The 19557-nt window shown below is 61.8% G+C and carries 17 protein-coding genes and 1 pseudogene; 14 read left to right on the forward strand and 4 right to left on the reverse strand.

Features of this window, described 5'->3' with window-relative positions:
* Positions 1-9: 9 nt before the first annotated feature.
* Complete coding sequence (locus BM416_RS13825) at positions 10-1356, forward strand: glutamine synthetase family protein (RefSeq protein WP_092488423.1); 1347 nt, start codon at positions 10-12, stop codon at positions 1354-1356.
* Positions 1357-1370: 14 nt separating this feature from the next.
* Positions 1371-2468, forward strand: coding sequence for a DNA alkylation repair protein (locus tag BM416_RS13830; protein ID WP_092488424.1), 1098 nt, complete (start codon positions 1371-1373; stop codon positions 2466-2468).
* A gap of 42 nt (positions 2469-2510) precedes the next feature.
* Here BM416_RS13830 and BM416_RS13835 read toward each other — a convergent pair whose 3' ends face one another.
* Positions 2511-3404, reverse strand: a complete 894-nt coding sequence (locus BM416_RS13835) for a LysR family transcriptional regulator (RefSeq protein WP_092488425.1) — start codon at positions 3402-3404, stop codon at positions 2511-2513.
* A gap of 128 nt (positions 3405-3532) precedes the next feature.
* Here BM416_RS13835 and BM416_RS13840 point away from each other — a divergent pair, with 128 nt between their 5' ends.
* The 6 genes from BM416_RS13840 (at position 3533) to BM416_RS13865 (ending at position 11211) form a co-directional block, all read left to right on the forward strand.
* A complete protein-coding gene (locus BM416_RS13840; RefSeq protein ID WP_092488426.1) occupies positions 3533-5179 on the forward strand; it encodes a GMC family oxidoreductase in 1647 nt (548 codons plus the stop codon).
* Between the two features lie 65 nt (positions 5180-5244).
* Positions 5245-6867, forward strand: a complete 1623-nt coding sequence (locus BM416_RS13845; RefSeq protein WP_092488427.1) for an MFS transporter — start codon at positions 5245-5247, stop codon at positions 6865-6867.
* A gap of 168 nt (positions 6868-7035) precedes the next feature.
* Positions 7036-8985 (forward strand): DNA topoisomerase III, encoded by a 1950-nt coding sequence (locus BM416_RS13850; RefSeq protein ID WP_092488428.1) that lies wholly within the window; start codon positions 7036-7038, stop codon positions 8983-8985.
* A 119-nt stretch (positions 8986-9104) separates the two neighbouring features.
* On the forward strand, positions 9105-9545 hold the full coding sequence (locus BM416_RS13855) for a CBS domain-containing protein (protein WP_027603177.1): 441 nt from the start codon (positions 9105-9107) through the stop codon (positions 9543-9545).
* A gap of 8 nt (positions 9546-9553) precedes the next feature.
* Positions 9554-10417 carry an NAD-dependent protein deacetylase gene (locus BM416_RS13860; RefSeq protein WP_092488429.1) on the forward strand — a complete coding sequence of 288 codons (864 nt, stop codon included), beginning with the start codon at positions 9554-9556 and terminating at the stop codon, positions 10415-10417.
* 464 nt (positions 10418-10881) lie between these two features.
* Entirely contained in the window at positions 10882-11211 is a 330-nt protein-coding gene (locus BM416_RS13865) for a hypothetical protein (RefSeq protein ID WP_025854475.1), read from the forward strand.
* Positions 11212-11273: 62 nt separating this feature from the next.
* Here the strand turns inward: BM416_RS13865 and BM416_RS13870 are convergent, their stop codons facing one another.
* Positions 11274-12179 (reverse strand): LysR family transcriptional regulator, encoded by a 906-nt coding sequence (locus tag BM416_RS13870; protein WP_027603175.1) that lies wholly within the window; start codon positions 12177-12179, stop codon positions 11274-11276.
* Positions 12180-12312: 133 nt separating this feature from the next.
* Here BM416_RS13870 and BM416_RS13875 point away from each other — a divergent pair, with 133 nt between their 5' ends.
* From BM416_RS13875 to BM416_RS13885, 3 genes are read left to right on the forward strand one after another with little or no spacing between them, the layout of a single operon-like run.
* Positions 12313-13011, forward strand: coding sequence for a CoA transferase subunit A (locus BM416_RS13875; RefSeq protein ID WP_032886653.1), 699 nt, complete (start codon positions 12313-12315; stop codon positions 13009-13011).
* Positions 13012-13044: 33 nt separating this feature from the next.
* Positions 13045-13704 carry a CoA transferase subunit B gene (locus BM416_RS13880; protein ID WP_027603173.1) on the forward strand — a complete coding sequence of 220 codons (660 nt, stop codon included), beginning with the start codon at positions 13045-13047 and terminating at the stop codon, positions 13702-13704.
* Positions 13705-13715: 11 nt separating this feature from the next.
* Positions 13716-14897 (forward strand): acetyl-CoA C-acetyltransferase, encoded by a 1182-nt coding sequence (locus BM416_RS13885; protein ID WP_092488430.1) that lies wholly within the window; start codon positions 13716-13718, stop codon positions 14895-14897.
* Between the two features lie 98 nt (positions 14898-14995).
* On the opposite strand, the gene BM416_RS13890 is transcribed toward BM416_RS13885, so the two are convergent.
* Positions 14996-15418 (reverse strand): PaaI family thioesterase, encoded by a 423-nt coding sequence (locus BM416_RS13890; RefSeq protein WP_092488431.1) that lies wholly within the window; start codon positions 15416-15418, stop codon positions 14996-14998.
* Between the two features lie 154 nt (positions 15419-15572).
* Here BM416_RS13890 and BM416_RS13895 point away from each other — a divergent pair, with 154 nt between their 5' ends.
* Positions 15573-16367 carry a DUF4349 domain-containing protein gene (locus tag BM416_RS13895; RefSeq protein WP_092488432.1) on the forward strand — a complete coding sequence of 265 codons (795 nt, stop codon included), beginning with the start codon at positions 15573-15575 and terminating at the stop codon, positions 16365-16367.
* Here the strand turns inward: BM416_RS13895 and BM416_RS13900 are convergent, their stop codons facing one another.
* The gene (locus BM416_RS13900; RefSeq protein ID WP_092488433.1) at positions 16368-17453 is read right to left on the reverse strand and encodes a DUF1615 domain-containing protein; all 1086 of its coding nucleotides are present in this window, start codon (positions 17451-17453) and stop codon (positions 16368-16370) included. It lies immediately after the preceding gene.
* Positions 17454-17597: 144 nt separating this feature from the next.
* On the opposite strand from BM416_RS13900, the gene BM416_RS13905 reads away from it, so the two are divergent.
* Positions 17598-18212 (forward strand): LysE family translocator, encoded by a 615-nt coding sequence (locus BM416_RS13905; RefSeq protein ID WP_092488434.1) that lies wholly within the window; start codon positions 17598-17600, stop codon positions 18210-18212.
* A gap of 199 nt (positions 18213-18411) precedes the next feature.
* Positions 18412-19557 (forward strand): annotated as a pseudogene (locus BM416_RS13910) (type IV secretion protein Rhs); the annotation flags it as partial.

Below are 19557 nucleotides of genomic sequence, written 5' to 3' on the forward strand. Positions count from 1 at the left end.
GCAACACCCGTGAAAAGCCAAACCTCCACGTTACTGGCCGAAGTACGGACATTTCGCCAGAACCATCCCGACGTGCGTTATGTCGACCTGATTGCCCTGGACATCCCCGGGCATTTCTACGGCAAGCGCTACCCCATCGAGATGCTGGAAAAGGTCGCCGCCGGCAGCCCCTTGAAGCTGCCGCAGAACGCCGTGCTGCTGGGGGTTCAGGGCGGGCTGTTCAAGATCGGCGACTACTGCTTCCACGACGGCGACCCGGACGCCAACCGCCGCCTGGTACCCGGCACGCTCAAGCCGGTGAGCTGGGAATCGCAAGCGCTGGGGCAGATGTTGATTACCTCGGACGGCACCGAGGCACCGATCGAATTCGAACCTCGCGAAGTCCTGGCCAAGGTGCTGGAGCGCCTGCACCAAAAAGGCATTCACCCGGTGGTGGCCTTCGAACTGGAGTTCTACCTGTTCGACAAAAAGCTCAACAACGGCCTGCCGCAATTCGCCCGTGACCCGCTCAGCGATGACACCGACGACCAGCCCAACCTGCATATCGAACGGCTGTCGCGCTTCAGCGAAGTGCTGGACGACATGGCGCAGACCGCCAAGGACCAGGGCATCGACATCACGGTGATCACCGCCGAACTCGGCCCCGGCCAGTTCGAGATCAATTTCGGTCACCTCGACGACGGCCTGCGCGCCGCCGACTGGGCAGCCCTGTTCTGTCGCAGCACCCGCGGCGTGGCGCTCAAGCACGGCTACCGCGCCAGCTTCATGGCCAAGCCTTACCTGCAATTTCCCGGCAGCGGCATGCATGTGCATGTCAGCCTGTATGACGGCGCGGGTAACAACCTGCTCGCGGCGCACCAGCAACAACCCCTGCGCCACGCCGTGGCCGGTTGCCTGGAATTGCTGCCCCACTGCATGCCGATTTTCTCGCCCAACCACAATGCCTTCCGCCGCCTGGGCGGTACGGTCAACGCGGCCACCCGCGCCTGCTGGGGGTTTGAAGACCGCGACGCGTGCGTGCGCATTCCCGACTCCGACCCGCGCAACCTGAGGATCGAACATCGCCTGGCCAGTGCCGACGCCAACCCGTATCTGGTGCTGGCGGCGATCCTGGTCGGCCTTGAACATGGCCTTGAAGCCGGGCGAGAACCTATCGCGCCACTGAACGAGGACCGCAATAGCGGCACCGACTTCCCTGTCGAAATGCTCGATGCCGTGCGCGCCATGCAGCATCAGCCGGTAGTGCGCGATAAGCTGGGCGCCGAATTTGTCGACGTGTACTGCGAGAACAAACGCCAGGATCACCTGGCCTTTCAACAAGAAATCCATGCGCGGGAATACCGCTGGTTTCTCTAACGACGGAATAACCGATGACCGACCAAAGCGCCCCGGCCCTCAAGGAAATCTTCAACCTCGAACGCCTGGAACACATCGCCAGCGAGATGACCGCGGTGTACCCGGCGTTCGACGCCAAGGGGTTTCTCAAGCACGCCAAGGCCGGGCTCGCCGAGTTATCGGTGATGCAGCGTGTGGCGCGGGTCAGCGAAAGCCTGCACGCGGTGATCCCGCTGGACTATGCCCAGACCCTCAAGCTGCTTTACGCCCTGGCGCCGCGCCTGAACAGCGGGTTTGTCAGCCTGTGCCTGCCGCACTACGTGGCGAGCTACGGCCTGGATGACTTCAAGCGCTCCATGGCCGCGCTCAAATACTTCACCCCTTTTGGATCGGCTGAGTTCGCCATAAGACCCTTCTTGCTCCACGACTTCGAACGCACCCTGGCGGTCATGCAAATCTGGTCGCTGGATGACAACGATCACGTACGCCGCCTCGCCAGCGAAGGCTCGCGCCCGCGCCTGCCGTGGTCGTTTCGCCTGGCCAAGGTGCAGGCCAACCCCGAACTGTGTGCGCCGATCCTCGACAACCTCAAGGCCGACAGCAGCCTCTACGTACGTAAATCCGTGGCCAACCACCTCAACGACATCACTAAGGACCACCCGGATTGGGTGCTCGGCCTGATCGAAGGCTGGAATCTGGATAACCCGCACACCGCCTGGATCGCCCGCCATGCGCTGCGCAGCCTGATCAAGCAGGGCAACACCCGCGCGCTGACGATCATGGGCGCAGGCGCCAAGGCCGAGGTGAAGCTCCATCACCTGAGCGTGACACCGGCGGTGATCACCCTGGGCGAGCGGATCACCCTGTCGTTCAACCTGGAATCCACCGCTGCCACTGCGCAAAAGCTGGTGGTGGATTACGCCATCGACTACGTCAAAAGCGCCGGGCACAGCGCGGCCAAGGTGTTCAAGCTCAAGGCGTTTACGCTGGGCGCGGGTGAACGGCAGAGCATCCGCCGCGAGCAGCATATTCGCGCGTTGACCACGCGCAAGCACTATCCCGGCAGGCATGCGGTGCATGTGTTGGTGAATGGAGAGCGATTGGGCAGTGCCGAATTCGAATTGAGGGATTAACCCGATCCAGCCAACACCACAGATCAATGCGGGAGGGTTTCTTCAGCTGGATTCGCCGAGCAACAGTGGCTGCTCCCGCGCGCACAATTCCACCACGTAATCCCACAACACCCGCAATCGCACCGACTTGTGCAGTTCCCGGCGCGAGCTGATCCAGTAGCTGCGCTGGATCCCCTCCCCCGGCAGCAACGGCACCAGCTCCGGGTCACCCGACGCCATGAAGCACGGCAACACCGCAATCCCCAATCCGGAGCGCGCGGCCTGGTGCTGGGCGATGACACTGGTGCTGTGGAACACCACCTTGGGGTTGCGGCAGAAACTGCTGAGAAACTTCAGCTCCTGGCTGAACAGCAGGTCATCGACGTAGTCGATCCAGGCGTGGGCGGCGAGGTCTTCGCGTTTTTCGATAGGGGGATTGCGGTCCAGGTAGGCGCGGCTGGCGTAGAGCGCCAGGCGGTAATCGGTGAGTTTGCGCGTGACCAGTTGATCGACGCTGGGGCGTTCGAGGTGGATGCTGATTTCCGCCTCGCGGTTGAGGATGCTGACGAAGCGCGGCACCGCCACCAGTTCCACTTCCAATCCGGGGTAGCGCTCGAACAGCCCGCCCATGCGGCCGGCAAGGAACATCACCCCCAACCCTTCGGCCACCCCGAGGCGGATCTTGCCCAGGGGCGCAGCGGCGTGGGTCAGTTCGTCCTCGGCCAGCAGCGCGACGTTTTCCATGGCCTCGGCGTGTTTGAGCAGGGCTTCGCCAGCGGGGGTCAGTTCGTAGCCCTGGGCGTGCTGTACGAACAGCGCGGTGCCGAGGCTCTTCTCGATGGCTTCGATATGCCGGGCCACCGTGGCGTGCGTGGTTTTCAGGCGCTGCGCGGCGGTGAGCAGGCGGCCGCTGCGCTGCAACTCCAGAAAATACCGCAGGTCATTCCAGTCGAACATGTCGCCTCCATTGCATGGCCCGGATAGCGCTGTTTAAAAACGCACAGCAGCTGGGTAAAAACTAACATTTTTAAGACGAAAACTAACAACTAGGATGGAGCCAATAAGAAAAACAAGCGAGACCTCAGATGCCCATTGCAGCTGCGCAATACGATTACGTGGTGGTAGGCGCCGGCCCCGCAGGCTGCCTGCTCGCCAATCGACTGTCCGCCAACCCCGCCCACCGCGTGCTGCTGCTTGAAGCCGGTGGCCGCGACAACTACCCCTGGATCCATATCCCCGTCGGCTACCTGTTCTGCATCGGTAACCCACGCACCGACTGGTGCTTCAAGACCGAAGCCCAGGAAGGCCTGCAAGGCCGTGCTCTGAGTTACCCACGGGGCAAGGTGCTCGGCGGCTGCTCGTCCATCAACGGCATGATCTACATGCGCGGCCAGGCCCAGGACTACGATGGCTGGGCGGCGGCAGGCAACGACGGCTGGGCCTGGAAAGACGTGCTGCCACTGTTCAAGCAGAGCGAAAACCACTTTGCCGGCAGTTCGGAATTCCACAGTGACGGCGGCGAGTGGCGAGTCGAGCAGCAGCGGCTGCATTGGCCGATCCTGGACGCCTTTCGGGATGCTGCGGCGCAAAGCGGCATTGCCACGATCAGCGACTTCAACCGGGGCGATAACGAAGGCTGCGGCTACTTCCAGGTCAACCAGAAGGCCGGGGTGCGCTGGAATGCGGCCAAGGCGTTTCTCAAGCCGATCCGCCAACGGCCCAATCTCACCGTGCTGACCGAGGTCGAGGTAGACCGCGTGGTCCTGGAAAACGGCCGCGCCTCGGCCGTGATCGGGCGTCAAAACGGCCAGCCAGTGAGCTGGAAGGCGCGCAAGGAAATCGTGCTGTGCGCCGGCTCCGTGGGCTCGCCGGGAATCCTGCAACGCTCGGGGATCGGCCCGTCCAGCGTGCTCAAGCCGCTGGGCATCGACGTGCGGCATGAACTGCCGGGCGTCGGCGGCAACCTGCAGGATCATCTGCAGCTGCGGCTGATCTACAAGCTGGAAAACGCCCGCACCCTGAACCAGATCGCCGGTACCGTATGGGGCAAGATGGGCATGGGCCTGCGCTACCTGTACGACCGCAGCGGCCCGCTGTCGATGGCGCCCAGCCAGCTCGGCGCGTTTGCCCGCTCGGGCCCGGAACAGACCTCGGCCAACCTTGAATACCACGTACAGCCGCTGTCCCTGGAGCGCTTTGGCGAACCGTTGCATGGGTTCCCGGCGTTTACCGCCTCGGTCTGCGACCTGCGCCCGCAAAGCCGTGGCCGCATCGATATCCGCTCGGCCAACCCGGCGGATGCGCCGCTGATCCGGCCCAACTACCTCAGCCACCCGGAGGACCTGCGGGTGGCCGCCGACGCGATTCGCCTGACCCGACGCATTGTCGCCGCACCGGCCCTGAGCCAGTTCAAGCCGGTGGAATATCTGCCGGGTGATTCGCTGCAAACCGAAGAGCAATTGCACGAAGCCGCCGCGCGTATCGGCACGACGATCTTCCATCCGGTCGGCACCTGTCGCATGGGCAGCGATAAAGACGCGGTGGTCGACGCCCAGTTGCGCGTACATGGTGTGCCCGGCCTGCGTATCGCCGATGCCTCGGTCATGCCGCGCATTACCTCCGGCAATACCTGTTCACCGACGCTGATGATCGCGGAAAAAGCCGCGCAGCTGATCCTTTCGCCGAACACAAGGAGTCTCGCCCCGGAGAAAGAACTGGTTCATGCAATCTGAATAGCGGCGCCAAACCTGGCGCCGACAGTGGAACAACAATAAATAATCACTGTGAGGGCTTCCCGATGTCAGAACATGCTCAAACCCTGGGCTCGGCCACCAACGCGAGCACCGGTAACGAATCAAGAAAAGTCATCTTCGCCTCGTCCCTGGGGACGGTGTTCGAGTGGTATGACTTTTTCCTCTACGGCGCCCTGGCGGCGGTGATCAGCAAGCAGTTCTTTGCCGGGGTCAACGACACCACGGCGTTTATCTTTGCCTTGATGGCCTTTGCGGCCGGCTTTGTGGTGCGCCCGTTCGGCGCGCTGGTGTTCGGCCGCCTGGGCGACATGATCGGGCGCAAGTACACGTTCCTGGTGACCATCATCCTGATGGGCGTGGCGACCTTCTGCGTCGGCCTGCTGCCAACCTACGCCAGCATCGGCATCGCGGCGCCGATCATCCTGATCGTGCTGCGCATGCTGCAAGGCCTGGCATTGGGCGGCGAGTACGGCGGTGCGGCCACCTATGTGGCCGAGCATGCGCCGGCCGGCAAACGCGGCCTCAACACCAGCTGGATTCAATCCACCGCGACCCTCGGTTTGCTGCTGTCGTTGCTGGTGGTGCTGGCATGCCGGTACTTCACCGGCGATCAGTTCGAAGTCTGGGGCTGGCGTATTCCGTTCCTGTTTTCCATTGTGCTGCTGGGTATTTCCACCTGGATCCGCATGAGCCTGCACGAGTCGCCGGCATTCCTGAAAATGAAAGAGGAAGGCAAGGCCAGCAAGGCGCCGATCCGTGAGTCCTTCGGTAAATGGGAAAACCTCAAGGTGGTGCTGATCGCGCTGTTCAGCATCAACGGTGGGCAAGCGGTGACGTTCTACGCGTCGCAGTTCTATGTGCTGTTTTTCCTCACGCAGTTCCTGAAGATGGACCCGGCCCTGGCCAATATGCTGCTGATCATCAGCGTGGTGATTGGCGCGCCGTTCTTCGTCTTCTTTGGCTGGCTGTCGGACAAGGTCGGGCGCAAGCCAGTGCTGATGCTCGGCCTGCTGCTGGCCACCGCGCTCTACTTCCCGATCTTCAAGGGCCTGGCGCACTACACCAACCCGGCGATGGACCAGGCCAGCCGCCAGGCACCGATCACCGTACTGGCCGACCCGGCCACCTGTACCTTCCAGTTCGATCCGGTAGGCAAGGCGAAATTTGACAGCCCGTGCGACAAGGTCAAGACCTTCCTGGTCAAGCAAGGCCTGCCGTACAGCAGTGCCGCCGCCCCGGCCGGCAGCCCGGTGCAGGTCAGCGTGGGTGAAGTGCGCATCGACGGCTTCGACGAGGCAGCGCTGCGCGGTGCAGTGACCCTGGCCGGTTACCCGACTTCTGCGGATGTGGCCCAGGTCAACAAGGTGATGGTGGTGGTGCTGATCGTGGTACTGATCCTGATCGCCGCCATGTGCTACGGCCCGCTGGCGGCGCTGATGGTGGAACTGTTTCCCACACGTATCCGCTACACCTCGATGTCCCTGCCCTACCACATCGGTAACGGCTGGTTTGGCGGGTTCCTGCCGACCGTGTCGTTTGCGCTGGTGGTGTACACCGGGGATATCTTCTATGGCTTGTGGTACCCGGTGGTGGTGACGGGGGTGAGCCTGATTGTGGGGATGTTCTGCCTCAAGGAAACGCGGCACGTGGATATCGATAACAACTGAATAAGCTTCAAGGGGCAGGCTGCAAGCGCCAAGTAAACGCCAATCGGCTCTTTCTTGAAGCTTGCAGCTTGAAACTTTAAGCTGTACATCCATACAGATAATAGTTGCTCAATTCCCTTCTTATGCCCATCCTGCTCTCCATTCAACTGTGTAACGAATGGGCTGACCATGCGGCTGTACCTCTGTGAAAAACCCTCCCAGGCCAAGGACATCGCGGCCGTGCTCGGCGCCGGTCGCCGTGGCGACGGTTGCTGGTTGGGCAATGGGGTCACCGTCACCTGGTGCATCGGCCACCTGCTGGAAACCGCCCCGCCCGACGCCTACGACGCCAAATACAAACGCTGGGTGCTGGCCGACCTGCCGATCGTCCCGGAAAAATGGAAGATGCTGGTCAAGCCCAAGACCGCCAGCCAGTTCAAGGCCGTCAAGCGCCTGCTGGGGGAAGCCCAGGAACTGGTGATCGCCACCGACGCCGACCGTGAAGGCGAGATGATCGCCCGCGAACTGGTCGAGCATTGCCGCTATCGCGGGCCGATCCAGCGGTTATGGCTGTCGGCACTGGACGATGCCTCCATCCGCAAGGCCCTGGCGGCGCTCAAGCCCGGCGCCGAAACCTTCAGCCTGTACCACTCGGCCCTGGGCCGCTCCCGCGCCGACTGGCTGATCGGCATGAACATGAGTCGCCTGTTTACCCTGCTGGGGCGTCAGTCCGGCTATCAGGGCGTGCTGCCGGTGGGCCGGGTGCAAACACCGACCTTGCGCCTGGTGGTGGACCGCGACCGCAGCATCGCCGACTTCGTGCCCGTGGCGTACTGGGCCATTGATGTGGACCTGCGCCACCAATCCATGACGTTTACCGCACAATGGCGCGCGACCGAGGATGCCTGTGACGACCAGGGCCGCTGCCTTGACCCGCAATTGGCCCGGGACGCTGCCGACGCCATGAGCAACGCCGCCAGCGCACGGCTGATCAAGCTGCGCACCGAACGCATGCGCGAGGTGGCACCCCTGCCCTTCGACCTCGGCACCCTGCAGGAAATCTGCTCGAAGAAGCTCGGCCTCGGCGCCCAGGAAACCCTGGATATCGCCCAATCCCTCTACGAAACCCACAAGGTCATCACCTACCCCCGCAGTGACTGTGGTTACCTGCCATTGAGCCAGCACAGCGAGGCGCCGAAGATTCTCGCCGCATTGAGCCGTGCGGATGCGGCAGTCAATGAGCTGATGCCGCATATCGATCCCCAGCGCCGCTCACGGGCCTGGAACGATGCCAAGGTCAGCGCGCACCACGGCATCATTCCCACCGGCGCCGGCAAGGACGTCGGCCAACTCACCGGCAAGCACCGTGCGGTCTACAGCCTGATTCGCGCGCGCTACCTGGCGCAGTTCCTGCCCAACCATGAATACGATCGCACCCAGGCGGATTTCGACTGTGCGGGCCAGGCGTTGCGCGCGGTGGGCAAAGTGGTGATCGAACCGGGCTGGAAACGTGCCTTGCCCGAAGCCCTGGCCCCGGCAAAGGGCCGTGAAGCACCGACGCCCCAGGCCTTGCCGACACTGGTGCAGGGCCAGGATTACGCCGTGGCCAAGGTCAACCTCAAGGACCTGTGGACCCAACCCCCCAAGCCCTTTACCGAAGGTGACCTGATCAAGGCGATGAAAAACGTCGCCAAGCTGGTGGAAGACCCGCTGCTCAAGCAAAAGCTCAAGGACACCACCGGCATCGGCACCGAAGCCACCCGTGCGGGGATTATCCAGGGATTGCTCGACCGCGGTTACCTGGTGAAGAACGGCAAGGCGCTGTCGGCCACCCCGGCAGCCTTCAGCCTGATCGACGCGGTGCCCCGCGCCATTGCCGACCCCGGCACCACCGCGATCTGGGAGCAGGCGCTGGACATGGTGCAAAGCGGTGAGATGAGCCTGGAAGAATTCGTCGCCAAGCAGGCGGCGTGGATGAGCAAGCAAGTGGCCCGCTGCAACGGCATGCGCATGACCATCACCGGGCCGGCCAGCCCGCCGGGCCGAGGTGCTGCGCCGTGGAAAAAGAAGCGCAAGTCGGCCCCTCGCAAGACCGCCACTGGCCCAGAGCGCGCCAGGAAACCGAAAAAAACCGGGTGAAAGGCGAAAAAAACCGGCGAATGACGTTTTTCGACGGGTTTAACGCCGCATTGGACCTTGCCCCGACGCGGGCCGTCTAGGATTCTGTAGGGGATAACAACAACACCGGAGTGGCCGCCATGAAAACCGTCGCACAATTGCTCAAAGCCAAGGACCAGAAAAACCAGGACGTCCACACCATCCAATGGGACCACACTGTGTTTGAGGCGCTGGTGCGGATGTCGGAGAAAAACGTCGGCGCCCTGCCGGTGGTCAAGGAAGGCACGGTGGTGGGGATCATCAGCGAACGCGATTACGCACGCAAAATAATGCTCAAGGGCCTATCGTCGGTCACTACAAAGGTCCATGAGGTCATGAGCTCGCCGGTGATCACCGTCGATACCCATAAAAGTGTCGAAGCGTGCATGAACATCATGACCGACAGTCACCTGCGCCACCTGCCGGTGGTCGAAGACGGCAAACTGCTGGGCCTGCTCTCCATCGGTGACCTGGTCAAGGAAGCCATCGCCGAACAGGCAGACCTGATCAAGCAGTTGGAGCAGTACATCCGCGGCGAATAGGGGACCCCATGCTCGATACCCTGGAACATCAACAGGACCACCTCGACACCCTGCTCCGCGCCATGGCCGGACGGCGCTTCCTGGTATTGACCGGTGCGGGCATCAGCACGTCGTCGGGAATCCCCGACTACCGCGACAGCGAAGGCGTGCGCCGGGGCAAGGCGCCGATGATGTACCAGGAGTTCCTCGCCACCGCCCAGGCGCGGCGGCGCTATTGGGCACGGGCGATGCTGGGGTGGCCGCGTGTACGTATCGCCCAGCCGAACAACGCTCACCGGGCACTGGCGACCTTGCAACAACGCCAGCACATCAGCGGCCTGATCACGCAAAACGTCGACACCTTGCATGACCAGGCCGGCAGCCATGACGTGATTGAATTGCACGGCAGCCTGCACCGGGTGCTGTGCCTGGATTGCCACCTGCGCAGCACACGCGATGTGATACAGCGGCAGATGGAAATCGACAACCCGTACCTGGCGCAGGTCCATGCGGTACAGGCACCCGATGGCGATACCTTGCTCGACCCCACGTTTGAAGAGCACTTCCAGGTTCCCCGTTGCCCCCATTGCCAGGGTGAGCGACTGAAACCGGACGTGGTGTTTTTTGGCGAGAACGTCGCGCCAGCGACGGCTGCCAAGGCAATGGCCGCGGTAGAGCATGCCGAAGGGCTGCTGGTGGTAGGTTCATCGCTGATGGCTTACTCCGCATTTCGCCTGTGCAAGGCAATGGTCGAACAGGGCAAACCGGTGATCGCCATCAACCTGGGCAAGACCCGGGGTGATGAGTTGTTGCAGGTAAAGATCGAAACCTCGTGCGAACAGCTTCTGCCCTTGTTGGCAGACCGCCTGCAGTCAACCCCTCCTCAGCCATAGCGACCGTCCAGCGCAAAAAATGACGCTCGAGTCACGCATTTGCCGTATCTCCCCATAGCCACGACGAATTATGTAGTGATCAAAAATAATCACTACATAACCGTTGACGTAACCTTTTTGTCCTTGCATGATCTAGACGTCTCCCGGATCGGGAGCGTTGGTAGCAAGCGTTTTGAACAAGCTCGTCTGACCGCCGAGCTGTTTTTTCCGGATGTGCACTGCCCACAAGGCAGATTGATGAAGCTGACCGACCCGAAAGGATCGGTACAAGGCGCTCAAATGCGGCTTGTCTTCGTTATGAAACCATTGCGTAGCAGTTCATCAGCAAGACTACATGCATCAGGTTCAAGACCCTGCCCGTATTCGGCAGACCGTCACTGACGCCCGGTTTTCCAAGCCGGAGACAACTAAGCAGTTTTAACGGAATCAACTGATAGATCGCCAACTGGTCAAGGGGCTTACACATGAATCTGAACAACCAACCAACTATCGATGAATTGGCTGAGATGTTCGCAGCGCAGAAAGACACACTCGACGACCATATCCTGTGGATTGGCAAATCGGGCGAAGTGCAAATCGACTGCCTGGCGCCCCACACCGAAGAAGCCGAGTTCGACCGCAATAACCGTGAACTGGCGGCGCGCCTGAAGATGTACCGCCGTGGCCAGGGTTATGTCGGCAAGAAGGCCGCGGCCGATCGCAACTTTATCGAGCAAGTGTTCCACACACTTAATACCGAATGGCAGAACCTCAAAGGCCAATCGCAAGTTAAAGTGATTGATAGATACTGCTGATAACAGTGCACCTTTAAATTCAAGCCCGCTGGTTTATTCGAGCGGGCTTTTTAATACCTGTTTTATAACACCGCCGGAAACCTGCCCTTCCCCGCCTCATCCCGAAAAATATCAAACAATACCTGCGCCGCCGCCGACAGTTCATGCCCAGGCTTGGTCAGCACCCCAATCGGCCGCTCGATCACCGGATCGGTCAAGGTGATGCAATGCGCCCCCGCCTCCTGCATCTGCTGCGCACACAAGGCCGGTACAGCGCTGACACCCAGGCCGCTGGCGACCATCTTGCCCACGGTTGCCAATTGATGGCTTTCCAAGGCCACCGGCAGCTTCATCTTCAAGGCTCCCAGGTGCTCCTCCAGCATCACCCGCACCGTGGAAGGCCGCTGCAACGTGATGAACGGGTGCTCCAACAAGGTTTTCCAGTCGACCTCGGCACACTGTGCCAGCAATGAATCACCGGGCACCACCGCAATGAAGCGGTCCAGGTACAACGGCGTAAAGGCCAGCGACGAGCCTTCCGAGGGTTCAAACGCCACGCCCAGTTCCACATGGCGGTCGCGAACCATCTCCAGCACTTGCTCGTTGATCAAGTCATGCACCGTCACGTTCACCTGGGGGTAGCGTGCGCGGAATATCTTCAGGATCGGCGGCAGCAGGTTGCCGGCAAACGACGGCATCGCCGCCACGGTCACCCGCCCGCGTTGCAGGGTGAACAGCTGACGCAGCTCGTCCTCGGCATTGTCCCAATCGGCCATCAGCCGACGGGCCAGGGGCAGCAGGGATTCGCCCTCGGGCGTGAGGGCCACGTTGCGCGTATTGCGGCTGAACAAGCGCCCGCCCAGCCCTTCCTCCAAGCCCTTGATGGTCAGGCTCAACGCCGATTGAGAGAGGTGCAGGCGCTCGCAGGCGGCGGCAAAACTCAGGCTTTGGGCCACGGCCAGAAAGGCACGCATCTGTTTAACGGTCATGGCGCTACTCCGGGCGGCGAGTTGACTATGCTGTTTTCTAAATCAATCAACCTTAAAAAACAACTTAACAAATCAATCCGTCGGCGCAACACTCGATTCATTGGCTGGCCCACAAACAATAAAAGAGGTGCATATGGCAGGTTTCGATAAACGCGTGGCGTCCTACGAGGAAGCACTGGCAGGCCTGGAAGACGGCATGACCGTGCTCTCCGGTGGTTTCGGCCTGTGCGGCATTCCGGAAAACCTCATCAATGAGATCAAGCGCAAAGGCACCCGTGACCTCACCGTGGTTTCCAATAACTGCGGCGTCGACGGCTTTGGCCTGGGCGTGCTGCTGGAAGAAAAGCAGATCAGCAAGGTGATCGCTTCCTACGTCGGTGAGAACGCCCTGTTCGAGAAGCAGTTGCTCAGCGGCGAAATCGAAGTGGTCCTCACCCCCCAAGGCACCCTGGCGGAAAAAATGCGCGCAGGCGGCGCCGGTATCCCCGCCTTCTTCACCGCCACCGGCGTCGGTACTCCGGTGGCCGAAGGCAAGGAAACCCGCGAATTCAACGGTCGCCCGTACCTGATGGAAGAATCCATCACCGGCGACTTCGCCATCGTCAAAGGCTGGAAAGCCGACCACTTCGGCAACGTCATCTATCGCCACACCGCCCAGAACTTCAACCCGCTGGCCGCCACCGCCGGCAAGATCACCGTGGTCGAAGTCGAGGAAATCGTCGAACCGGGCGAGCTGGACCCGGCGCAGATCCACACCCCTGGCATCTACGTCGACCGGATCATCTGCGGCACGTTCGAGAAGCGCATCGAACAGCGCACCGTGCGCAAATAATCCGCCCCAGCCCGAACAATAAGGACTCATAAAATGGCTCTTACCCGCGAACAAATGGCTCAACGCGTCGCCCGCGAAATGCAGGACGGTTTCTACGTCAACCTGGGCATCGGCATTCCGACCCTGGTGGCCAACTACATCCCCGAAGGCATGGAAGTCATGCTGCAGTCGGAAAACGGCCTGCTCGGCATGGGTCCGTTTCCTACCGAAGACACCATCGATGCCGACATGATCAACGCCGGCAAACAGACCGTGACGGCGCGCATCGGCGCCTCGATCTTCTCCTCCGCCGAATCCTTCGCGATGATTCGCGGCGGCCACGTCGACCTCACCGTGCTCGGCGCCTTTGAAGTGGACGTACACGGCAACATCGCCTCGTGGATGATCCCCGGCAAACTGGTCAAGGGCATGGGCGGCGCCATGGACCTGGTGGCCGGTGCGGAAAACATCATCGTGATCATGACCCACGCCTCCAAGGACGGTGAGTCCAAGTTGCTCAGCCAATGCAGCCTGCCGCTGACCGGCGCCAATTGCATCAAGCGCGTCCTGACGGACCTGGCGTACCTGGAAATCGAAAATGGCGCTTTTGTCCTCAAGGAACGCGCACCTGGCGTCAGCGTTGAAGAGATTGTGAGCAAGACCGCCGGTAAACTGATCGTCCCGGACCACGTTCCAGAAATGCACTTCCAGTGAGGACAGATTCCATGCAAGACGTCGTGATTGTTGCTGCCACCCGCACCGCCGTGGGCAGCTTTCAAGGTTCACTGGCCACCATTCCGGCACCGGAGCTGGGCGCCGCCGTGATCCGTCGCCTGCTGGAGCAGACCGGACTGGACCCGGCCGAAGTGGATGAAGTCATCCTCGGCCAGGTACTCACCGCGGGTTCCGGCCAGAACCCCGCACGCCAGGCCTCGATCCTCGCCGGCCTGCCCCACGCAGTGCCGAGCCTGACCCTGAACAAGGTCTGCGGCTCGGGCCTGAAAGCCCTGCACCTGGGCGCCCAGGCCATCCGTTGCGGTGACGCCGAGGTCATCATCGCCGGCGGCATGGAGAACATGAGCCTGGCACCCTACGTACTGCCTGCTGCGCGCACGGGCTTGCGCATGGGCCACGCCAAGATGATCGACAGCATGATCACCGACGGCCTGTGGGATGCGTTCAACGACTATCACATGGGCATCACCGCCGAGAACCTCGTGGACAAATACGGCATCAGCCGTGAAGCCCAGGATGCTTTCGCCGCCGCCTCCCAGCAGAAAGCCACCGCCGCCATCGAGGCCGGCCGTTTTGTCGATGAGATCACGCCGATCCTGATTCCCCAGCGCAAGGGCGACCCGATTGCCTTCGCCGTCGATGAGCAACCTCGCGCCGGCACCACCGCCGAATCCCTGGCCAAGCTCAAGCCGGCGTTCAAGAAAGACGGCAGCGTCACCGCCGGTAATGCCTCCAGCCTGAATGACGGCGCCGCTGCGGTGCTGCTGATGAGTGCCGACAAGGCCAAGGCCCTCGGCTTGCCGGTATTGGCCCGTATCGCCAGTTACGCCAACGCGGGCGTCGACCCGGCGATCATGGGCATCGGCCCGGTCTCGGCCACCCGCCGCTGCCTGGACAAAGCCGGTTGGAGCCTGGGCGACCTGGACCTGATCGAAGCCAACGAAGCCTTTGCCGCGCAATCCCTGGCGGTAGGCAAAGAGCTGGAGTGGGATGCGGACAAGGTCAACGTCAACGGCGGCGCCATCGCCATCGGCCACCCCATCGGCGCCTCAGGCTGCCGCGTGCTGGTCACCCTGCTGCATGAAATGATCAAGCGCGATGCCAGGAAAGGCCTGGCGACCCTGTGCATCGGTGGCGGCCAAGGCGTAGCCCTGGCACTCGAACGACACTGATAAAAGAGCAACACAGAAAAGGCCCGGCTCCACGAAAAGCCAGGCCTTTTCTTTATGCGGTTTCCCTGAAAAAACACAGTCCCTCCCCTATAAGTTCTTCATTGCCTGTCAGTTTGAGGCACGGCAAACACCGCATTCGCCCGCGCCACTACCTTCTCCCCCACCTGCAGGCTCACCGTGGCAAACGCCATTTGCCGCCCTCGCTTGTGATGTTCCAAGCGCACGGTAATCCACTCCCCCACCTGTACCGCCCCCAGGTAATCCACGGTCATGCTCGCCGTAATCAACGGCAACGGCGGCTCACTGGAAAACGCCATGGCATAACCCATGCCGACATCTGCCAGGGTCGCCAGCACCCCGCCGTGCACCGTCCCACGTCCATTGGCATGGCGATTGTCGGCGCGCAGGCCGATTTCCAGTTGCAGGCCGTCACCTCGGCAGTACGCCGGGCCAAGCAAATCCAGCAACGGGCTGCTGCGCGGCAGCGGGACAAAACCTTCGGGCACGGCGTGGGCAATCATGGCGAGTCTTCCTTGGGGTCGGATTTGAGATGTACGCCACACGCACAACGGCAGCCATCACCATCAGCCCTGCAAATCCTGCACGATACTTTGCGTTAATTCGCCGGACCCGCTTTAATCGCCGCCAATGCCCCCCACATCTCAAGGATCTGCAATGCGCCATCCGGACGGCCCCCTTCAATCGCTTCGCGCGCCCCTGTTGATCATGTTGGCCGGCCTGGCCCTGGTCGGCTGTTCACCCAAGGACCACTCCCGCGCCACGGTGATCAATGGCGAACAAGGCCGGGCCGGTGCGCAACTGGCCTATGAGCACGAACTGACCCTGGCCCTGCCCGGCGCCCTGCTCGCGCCGCGCATGCAGGCCACCCGCGAGGCCTGTGAATCGGCGCGGTTTGGCGCGTGCAATATCCTTGGCATCACCGAAGACAGCAACGGCGGCGAGATCATCCTGCGGATCGCGCCCAGCGGGGTCGAACCGATGGTCGCCATGGCCGCTGAAGGTGGCAAACTCGGCCAGCGCATCACCACCGCCGAAGACCTGGCCGACGCGGTCGCCGATGTGCGTCGCCGCCAGGATCGCCTGCACGCCCAGCAACAGCGCCTCGATGAACTGGCCAAGCGCAAGGACATCAGCGTCAGCGACCTGATTGCCTTGAGCAAGGAGCAGGCGGGCATTGAAAACGAACTGCAGGAACTCGCCCAGGTTGCCGCCGGCCAGCAGCGTCGCCTGGATACCAACCGCGTCACCCTCAACTTCCGCTCTTCCGACGGCGCCAACCAACCGTCACGCTTCAGCCGGATGTTCAGCAACCTGGGGACCAACCTGGTGGACGGCACCGCAGACGCCCTGGAACGCGCCAGCTATGTGCTGCCGTTCGTGATCCTGGCGTTTCCGGTGGTGTGGTTGTGGGTGTGGCTGTGGCGCAAATTTGTCCGGCGCCGCAGCTGATCAGCGCTTCATGCAGCGCTGGTATCGCTCATCCACGCGCTTGGCAAACCATGCCGTGGTCAGGTTGCGGGTGATCTTCGGGCTTTTGAGCTCGATGCCCGGCAGGATAGCGCGCGGCATCGGCTTGCCGGCGGTCTGGTCGGCCAGGGCAAACACACGCTTGTAGAGGGTGGTGTCTTCAAAGTCCAGCTGTTCGCCCTGTTCCAGCTGGCTGCGAATACTGGGGTTGCGCATGTCCAGCTTCGCGCCCAATGAGCGCACCGCCAGTTCGGTGGTACCGGGCAGCAATGAGCCGTAGCGAATCAAATCCCCGTCCAGCGCCAACTCAGTGCCCGACGCGCGGCTGACCGCCGCCTGGAACGCCGCATTACGGCTGGCGTACCAACCCGCATTGAAGTCGGCAAAGCGGTACAGCGGCTGGTCATAGCTCACCGGGTAACCGAGCAAATGGGCGATACCGAAGTACATGCCGCCGCGCCGGGTGAAGACTTCCCGACGAATCGTGCCATCCACCGTGTAGGGATAACCCCGCGCCTGCTTCTGGGCGAAGTCGATGCTGACCTGCATAGGGCCAGCGGTGTGCACCGGGTTGAAACCGCCAAACAGGGTGTTGCCCAGGGGCACCACGCTGATGAAGTCATCGAAGATGCCACTCAGGTCCTTCTCCGTGCGCGCGGCACTCAAGCGGTCGGCATAGGACTTGCCGGTGGGCGAGCGCAGTTGCAGGGCGCTGCGCACCACAAAAGCGGGCACATGCACCTTGGCGGCACGGCGCAGGATTTCATCCTGGGCGATCTTGCCCATGTTGGGCACGGGCGGGTCGACCTGATAGGTGGACTCCTGCTCGGTCACCGCCAATACGGCACAGATATTCTCGGTACTGGGGTAGATCTTTTGAGTGTCAAAGGCGGTGTAGATGTCCTGGGCCCAGCCGTTGCGGTCTGGAACCTTCGCCGGGAGCAAACGCACGATCTCGGCCTTCACCTCGGCTTCGCTGCGCGCTGGTTGCTGCGGGCCGCGTGACGTGGAACAGCCGGCCAGCACCGCCAATGAGGTGAGGCAGAGGATCAGGCAGCGTGGGGACATGGGGCTTCCTTGAGGACGATGGGCCAGGCGTTGCGGATATGGACCGGTAAGTCTAACGCGGGTTCGCCGATTCGCCTTCTCGCCAACCCGGGCCGAACGTGACAGGATCTGTCATCCCTCATTCGTACACGGAGTTTGAATGCCATGCTCAGCCTGAACTTCCTCGTCACCTGCCTGATTGTCGTACTGATCCCCGGCACCGGCGTGATCTTTACCGTGTCCACAGGCCTCACCGCTGGCAAGCGCGCGAGTGTGTTCGCCGCGCTGGGTTGTACGGCCGGTATCCTCCCGCACTTGCTGGCATCCGTGCTCGGCCTTTCCGCACTGCTGCATACCAGCGCGCTGGCTTTCGAAGTCCTGAAATACGCTGGCGTCGCCTATCTGCTGTATCTGGCGTACGCCACCTGGCGTGATCGCTCGGCCTTCGCCATGAATGACGCACCGACAGTCGCCACCGCGCGCAGTTTGATGCTGCGCGGTTTCCTGCTGAATATTCTCAACCCCAAGCTGACCATTTTCTTCCTGGCTTTCCTGCCCCAGTTCGTGGCGCCAGGCAGCACGGCACCTGCCGTGCAAATGCTGGTGCTGAGCGCGGTGTTCATGGCAATGACATTTGCGGTGTTTGTGATCTACGGCCTGCTGGCCAACGAGTTTCGCCGCGCGGTAATCGAGTCGCCACGGGTGCAGAACTGGCTGCGCCGCAGTTTTGCGGCGGCGTTTGCGGGGCTGGGGTTGAACCTGGCGTTCGCGCAGCGCTGAAGGCTTTTGATAGGACGATAGCCGCTGAAAGCTCCCACGTAACGGCAAGATAAGCTCTACAGCCCCAGCCTGAAAACCGCTGCAAAGTCCCTCGCCTGAATACACAGTGCGAGGGATTGCAGATGGTTGTTTTCGTTAAAGCCCTGGTTGAAGGGGCTGCCTCTTGAACCCGGCCATTGGCAGGCTGGCCCTGACCCCGATGGATGTGAAGACGGTCGACGTTGAAAGCGTCTTCCGTGACTTTCGCGAATGCCTGAATACGTTCGATGACTGGGCGCAAAGCTTCTGGCGCTTATCGGCGCTGGAGGTCGAGCAGGTCTTCAAGGTCGGCGATGAGGTGGCGCTGGTCGCGCCGATCAATCGCTCAATCATCCCCAGCAGCACCGTCGCCACGTGCCCGGCCAATGGCACCCTGACCCTGGTGCATATGTTCCAAAGCACGCGCTTCGTGCCCATCGGCGACACGCCGGTGATGCTGCAGCGCGTCGATCCCAATGGCGGCCCGTTGGGCGAGCCGATCCACAAGACCATCGGCCCCAACGGCATCCTCGAAATCACCGAGTGTGATCGCAACCAGCCGTACCGGATCACCTTCTATCCCAACGTTTCCAGGGACCACGTCCAGGCGCTGTATGGGTCTTATCAGTCGGTGATCTCGGGGTTGGAGGCGCGCCTGCGTGAAGAGTGGACCCGCACTTTCCAGGATCAGTGGAAAGACTATACCGAAGCCAAGCCCCTCGATCGGCGCCGAATGCTGGAAGCAGCGTTTTTCAGCGGCCTTGGAAAAGCCCTCTTCAATGTGTGGGACAACGTTACGCAGCTGTATGACCTGCTGGCGGACCTCAAGCCCAACAGCGAAAAGCTGTTGGCCTACCTCTCCCAGGCCGAACTCGATGAACTGCTGAAGCTCGGCAACGACACGATTGCCAACGGTTTGCTGGTGCTCAGCGATGAGCCGCTGTTGTTTATCTACCTGTCGGCGATGGTCAGTTGGATGCGCCTGCTGCCACCGCCGCAGATTAATGAACTGTGGGGTGAGATCACTGGCGAGGTCCTGATCAATCTGCTGTTGATTCGTGTATTGGGTGCGATGGGGGGGGTGGCGCGGCTGGGCCCCCAGGTACTGAGCGCGATTAAATCCAAGCGCGCGCGGGAGTTGTTGGAGTTGCTGGCCAAGCAGCTTGTAGAGCCGGGGTTGGAGCCGCATGTCGAAGCGGTGAAGCCTTTGCTGCTCGGTGGTCCGGCGACAGCGATCAAGACTGTACCGGTTGCGCCGTTGAAGGCTGGGGATCAGTTGGTTTCCAACCCGGTGCCGGCGGTTCGTAACAAGACACAGAAGACCGTG

Source organism: Pseudomonas sp. NFACC42-2 (assembly GCF_900116055.1).
GTDB classification, from domain to species: Bacteria; Pseudomonadota; Gammaproteobacteria; order Pseudomonadales; family Pseudomonadaceae; genus Aquipseudomonas; species Aquipseudomonas marginalis.

Bases quoted from the DNA above. Each gene is read 5' to 3' on its own strand.
- BM416_RS13885 (WP_092488430.1), top strand. From the start codon at position 13,716: ATGCAAGACGTCGTGATTGTTGCTGCCACCCGCACCGCCGTGGGCAGC.
- BM416_RS13830 (WP_092488424.1), top strand. From the start codon at position 1,371: ATGACCGACCAAAGCGCCCCGGCCCTCAAGGAAATCTTCAACCTCGAA.
- BM416_RS13845 (WP_092488427.1), top strand. From the start codon at position 5,245: ATGTCAGAACATGCTCAAACCCTGGGCTCGGCCACCAACGCGAGCACC.
- BM416_RS13860 (WP_092488429.1), top strand. From the start codon at position 9,554: ATGCTCGATACCCTGGAACATCAACAGGACCACCTCGACACCCTGCTC.
- BM416_RS13870 (WP_027603175.1), bottom strand. From the start codon at position 12,179: ATGACCGTTAAACAGATGCGTGCCTTTCTGGCCGTGGCCCAAAGCCTG.
- BM416_RS13890 (WP_092488431.1), bottom strand. From the start codon at position 15,418: ATGATTGCCCACGCCGTGCCCGAAGGTTTTGTCCCGCTGCCGCGCAGC.
- BM416_RS13835 (WP_092488425.1), bottom strand. From the start codon at position 3,404: ATGTTCGACTGGAATGACCTGCGGTATTTTCTGGAGTTGCAGCGCAGC.
- BM416_RS13850 (WP_092488428.1), top strand. From the start codon at position 7,036: ATGCGGCTGTACCTCTGTGAAAAACCCTCCCAGGCCAAGGACATCGCG.
- BM416_RS13840 (WP_092488426.1), top strand. From the start codon at position 3,533: ATGCCCATTGCAGCTGCGCAATACGATTACGTGGTGGTAGGCGCCGGC.
- BM416_RS13905 (WP_092488434.1), top strand. From the start codon at position 17,598: ATGCTCAGCCTGAACTTCCTCGTCACCTGCCTGATTGTCGTACTGATC.
- BM416_RS13900 (WP_092488433.1), bottom strand. From the start codon at position 17,453: ATGTCCCCACGCTGCCTGATCCTCTGCCTCACCTCATTGGCGGTGCTG.
- BM416_RS13865 (WP_025854475.1), top strand. From the start codon at position 10,882: ATGAATCTGAACAACCAACCAACTATCGATGAATTGGCTGAGATGTTC.
- BM416_RS13880 (WP_027603173.1), top strand. From the start codon at position 13,045: ATGGCTCTTACCCGCGAACAAATGGCTCAACGCGTCGCCCGCGAAATG.
- BM416_RS13895 (WP_092488432.1), top strand. From the start codon at position 15,573: ATGCGCCATCCGGACGGCCCCCTTCAATCGCTTCGCGCGCCCCTGTTG.
- BM416_RS13855 (WP_027603177.1), top strand. From the start codon at position 9,105: ATGAAAACCGTCGCACAATTGCTCAAAGCCAAGGACCAGAAAAACCAG.
- BM416_RS13875 (WP_032886653.1), top strand. From the start codon at position 12,313: ATGGCAGGTTTCGATAAACGCGTGGCGTCCTACGAGGAAGCACTGGCA.